The sequence below is a fragment of the Calothrix sp. CBUCES-K 9914 genome, from assembly GCF_059640475.1.
Map to the genome: position 1 here is coordinate 1 of NZ_JBXXZH010000437.1, position 4,555 is coordinate 4,555.

Annotated in this window: 5 protein-coding genes; 2 read left to right on the forward strand and 3 right to left on the reverse strand. The window is 37.1% G+C overall.

Annotation, left to right across the window (positions count from 1 at the left end; all coding sequences use genetic code 11):
- The 3 genes from AC2JBO_RS43335 to AC2JBO_RS43345 form a co-directional block, all read right to left on the reverse strand.
- Nucleotides 1-2,608, reverse strand: a 2,608-nt coding sequence (locus AC2JBO_RS43335; protein ID WP_496959803.1) for an AAA-like domain-containing protein, incomplete at its 3' end; no start/stop codon positions are given.
- A complete protein-coding gene (locus AC2JBO_RS43340) occupies nucleotides 2,605-2,829 on the reverse strand; it encodes a hypothetical protein (protein WP_496959804.1) in 225 nt (74 codons plus the stop codon). The genes AC2JBO_RS43335 and AC2JBO_RS43340, both read right to left, overlap by 4 nt.
- Nucleotides 2,804-3,685 carry a hypothetical protein gene (locus tag AC2JBO_RS43345; RefSeq protein WP_496959805.1) on the reverse strand — a complete coding sequence of 294 codons (882 nt, stop codon included), beginning with the start codon at nucleotides 3,683-3,685 and terminating at the stop codon, nucleotides 2,804-2,806. Before AC2JBO_RS43345 ends, AC2JBO_RS43340 begins: the two co-directional genes overlap by 26 nt.
- Before the next feature lie 98 nt (nucleotides 3,686-3,783).
- Here AC2JBO_RS43345 and AC2JBO_RS43350 point away from each other — a divergent pair, with 98 nt between their 5' ends.
- A complete protein-coding gene (locus AC2JBO_RS43350) occupies nucleotides 3,784-4,014 on the forward strand; it encodes a helix-turn-helix domain-containing protein (protein ID WP_496959806.1) in 231 nt (76 codons plus the stop codon).
- Nucleotides 4,015-4,149: 135 nt separating this feature from the next.
- On the forward strand, nucleotides 4,150-4,377 hold the full coding sequence (locus AC2JBO_RS43355) for a hypothetical protein (protein ID WP_496959807.1): 228 nt from the start codon (nucleotides 4,150-4,152) through the stop codon (nucleotides 4,375-4,377).
- Nucleotides 4,378-4,555: the final 178 nt, after the last annotated feature.

The following is a 4,555-nucleotide window of genomic DNA, read 5'->3' on the forward strand; positions in this document are numbered from 1 at the left end:
ATTCCTCCACCTCCCCACCCTCATAATTCCCCCCCCCATATTCTTTACTTATCACAATCTTAGCAATATGCTCTGCCATCAACGGGAGAATTCCATCTCTCAATCTCCCCCCTTCACTTAGGTTCATGAATAATTTCTCATTATTCCACCACTCCCCTCCTTCTTTTTTCCATCCTACCCTTTCTACAAATTTATTATTTTCCATTTTCGTCCGATTGTTCTTATTGTTCCATTTTTTCCATTGTCCCTTCTCCCAGTCAAAATCTAAAGAATTGCCTGTTCTCAGATATATTTTTTTCTGAACACTGTAACCAAAATGTCCTTGAGAGTTCTTTACCCAAAGATTATCTAGTTGTTTTAAATCCTCACACTTAAAGTTTTTGATATCATCTAAATTTGGGATTACTTGCTTTTCTCTTCCGGCTGAATAGAGAATAAACCGCCAATTTTTCTCATTTGCTTCTCTCCATCTTTTTTTCTGCATTAAATAGTCTAGCTCATGTAAATAATGTTGCTTTAAAGATTGAGCATAAATCGAATTTGAACTATCTAATTCTTTCAGTTGCCGATAAAGCGTAGCAACAATATCAGCATTACCATTGTAGAGAATATTTAGGTCTAAACTAAATAATTCAAGGGGAGATTTCAACTGAGCTTCGAGACGCTTATATTTATCTAATGCCTTCTTATAATCAGCTTTAGCCAAAGCCTTATCTGAGTTTTCTTGTAATTTACCTTTAACATAGTAAATATAAACTAAAGTAGCTAAATGAGTAGGATTATTGTTATCAAGTTGATTTTCTAATTCTGATAATTTGAAACCTTTCAAACTCTTATTCAGATTTTCTTTAGCTTTCTTATATCTACCCTCTTGATTTTTTAGATTTTTATTGTTTTCTTTATCAGTTAAATATTCATAGCCTAAAACCAGAGAACTATCTAATAAAGCCTCTTTTAATTCTTGATTTTTAATCTTTTCTTGCAGAACTAACCCGGCAATATTCAAAGATTGATTGGCTTCATTTACTCGGTTTATTTGTTGAAGATTAGACGCTACCTCTGATAATTCTTTGACTTTCGCAATATTCTGTTGCATTTTAGCAGCATTTTGAACCGCCATCAATGCGGTTATTCCTGATAAGGTGGCAATACCTAAAGTAATAAATAAAACTACTGTTCCAAAAGTCATTCTTTTTTTAGCAGTTGCTAGTTGCCTTTCAGCTTCTTGTTTAGCTTCCGCTTCAATTATCCTAGCTCGTTCCGCAGCTTCTTTTTCTTTCCTTTCCCTTTCTAATTCTGCCTGTCTTTCTGTTTCTGCTAATTCCTCTTCTCGTTTTCGTTTACGACTAGCTGCTAAAAATTCTAAATCTTGATAACCTAAACTTTTATCCTTTGCCCAAGCTTCTGCTTTTGCTAAAGCATTCCCCCACAATAACATAGATTCATCCTGTTTTCCTGCTAATATCCACTGACGAAAAGTTTCTGCATAAGGACGCAAACTGGCTAAAGTTTTCTCAATCCAAATGTTATCGAAAATGGTTTGATAAATTCGATTGTAAACCTTTAACTTACTCTCTTTTTTAACAACAATTCCCGCTAACTGTAAATTACTCTGTTCGGTACTATTGTCAATATCAACCCCTCCTGAGTGCCACACTTGTTGATATAAATCTAATAAATACGCTGCCTTCTGCTCGTCTCTTTTTAAAATCCTGTTCCGAATTGTTCTAAAATGTTCCGGTTCATCCTGATATTCCCAATTCTCAATCACGCGACTTCTAACTAAATTCTCTACAAAATCAGCTTCTTCCCCAACAGTAATTACAGTTTCAGTTTGGCGGACAATTTGACAAAGTTTTTGAGTCAAAAACGGCTGTCCCCCTGTCCAATCTAAAATCGCTTTTAATACCGCTTGAGGATTGTTCGTTTGGGCAGAAAATCCAGTTGCTAAAGGTAAAGCTTCGACAAATTCAAATCCTGTTAATTCAATTCCTTGCCCAATATTAAAAGGAGTGCGCTTTTTGTCTTGAATTAACTCGGAAGGAGTAGCCACACCCAAAAGCACAAAGGTAATGCGTTGATATTCAATATTATCAACTCTTTGATTAAAGAAAGCACGAATTAAAGCAAAGAAATCATCAACCGGAAAATTTAAGCTGAGAGTACTATCAATTTCATCAATAAAAATAACAATTTGAGTGGAGATTAATTTTAGTAATTTATCAATAAATTTACCAAAAATCTGCACATCAGAAAATCGGGAATTCTCTGACCATAATGCATCTAAGTCAAACTGCTCATCTAAATCTAAACTCTCAGCAATAGTATCAATAATTCCAGCATACCATTGTTCAGCCCTTAGCCCTGATGTCCCAATTCCAGTCAAATCAATAGATACACAAGCAATTCCCTCATCTTGTAACTTCTGCATTGTACGGACACGCAAGCTGGATTTTCCCATCTGTCGAGAGTTCAGAACAAAACAAAACTCGGAAGCTTTCAAAGCCTCATACAAGTCTGTATCAGCCTTACGTGTAACATAAGTAGGCGCCGATGCAGGAAGACTGCCACCAAATTGATATTGATAATCCTGGTTCGTGACATTCATTTATCTGACTTAACTCCGTACTTCTGTTCCATCAAAGATAGTAAATCTTCTTGTATGGGTGTCAAATATGGTGTTGGTAAGTGTGCGTAAAATTCAAACATAGACACAACTACTTCTTCCAAATTAGGAACAAGAGAAAGGCGCCGCAATCTAGTATGTAATTTCTCAGCTGCCGCGCGCTCTTCAGAAGATAAATTATTGTTCAGGTTCAAAGACTCCATAATTTTTCTCAATCATTGCAAGTAACTCTTCTTGTATCGGCGTTAAATACGGTTGCGACTGTTTACCAAAGTAAGTAAGTAGACTATTTACTGCGCCATCGCAATCTGGTAATTGGTGCAGGCGCCCCATCCGCCCTAGCAATTCTCGCATGTATTTACAATTATCATCCGATAATTCCCATGATAATAAATGTTCTATTTTTAAAGTGTACTCTGCTTCCCAAGTTTTAACAGTACAAGAATATTCGCCTACTTGAGTAACAACACTCCAACATCCACTCTTACCGCGTAACTCAGGGTTCTCCTTGGGAATCAAAATACATATATCTCCCTCACTGTAAGGATTTGGTACTTTAGTTCGTTCCCGAATTCGGTCAACGATATCTTTTACTTGGCGCCCAGATGGCACCTTTCCACCAGCAGCTTCAACAGCTTGTTCCCAACACTCACGTTGTTCAAATGCTTCCAGCTTGGTTAATGGTCGAACTTGACATTCGTTCGTTGGCACAATTTGTGTCCAATTTGGACACATTTCTACTATGTTATCTATTACACCCGCAGCCTCAATTAAACGGTATGGTTGGCGCCTTTCAAACCCAAACCTTTCACGGCAGTAATTCTCAAAACTGGTGTGAGTACTGCGATACAGCTTCTTATCACGTAAGGCACGGAGTCCTTTTCCTGCCTCATAAAAAGCCCTTTCCACAAGTCTTTCTAGTTGTTCACGTTCACGTTGTTCATCATAAGAAAGCTCTGGAAAGTCTGTAACCTCAATTGTTCTATCTAACGTTGCCTGACTCATAACGTGGCGCCCTACCAAAAAATCGTTATCTCGAACACCTTTAGTATAAATCATTAATTGTAAATTTACAAACTGTTAATTATAAGTTAATGAAAAAAGACAAACTGACAGTTTATAGTTAAATAAGAAGCCTCAATCATTAAGTCGAACCGATGATAGTAAGAAAAGTTACAGATATAAAAGTACCTGGGTTAGGGGAAAAGATTAAAGAAGCAAGACTAACAGATAGGCGCTCACTCGCGGAGATATGCCGTCAAATTCCCATGAGTCCTGTAAATTGGTACAAAATTGAGTCTGAGGAAACAAAAGCCTTGCCGATTGAAACTCTACGTAGAATCGAAGAAGTATTACATATAGATTTAGGCGTGCGTATGGAAGCGTAAAAGCGTTTGACCGCACCACGAACGTGCGTATTAAGTACATTAGTTTTCCCCTCTCCTTGTAGGTTCCGGGGTTAGGGGAGAGGTTTTAAAAGCTCTAATATATATAGATATTGCACTTCATATAATAAGAACACCATGACCGAAACAAAACCAAACCGCACCGTCCTAAAGGGACGCATATTTCCAGAAATACAGTGGACTCCTGAACAAATAGAGCAACGCGAGAGCGAACGAGAAGCTTTTAGAGCGCGCTGCCTACCTATCTTTGAGAGACTTAAATCAGAATTAATAGAAACTCATTACAACTGGTATATAACAATTGAACCCGACAGTGGTGAGTATTTTCGGCTCTTGCGTACTTAGCGTGCTAATTTAGGGAAAAATAACCTTAAAAAGCTTGCTGGGCTTATCTTACAGCTATTATTACCTTCAGAACGGTATTCTTGTCCAAAATTAAAAATAAAAGCGTCTGTAAGCCTTGTAAATCATGCATATTTATAGATTTTAATTAAAATTTAGCACGCTATGTACGATAGAACCG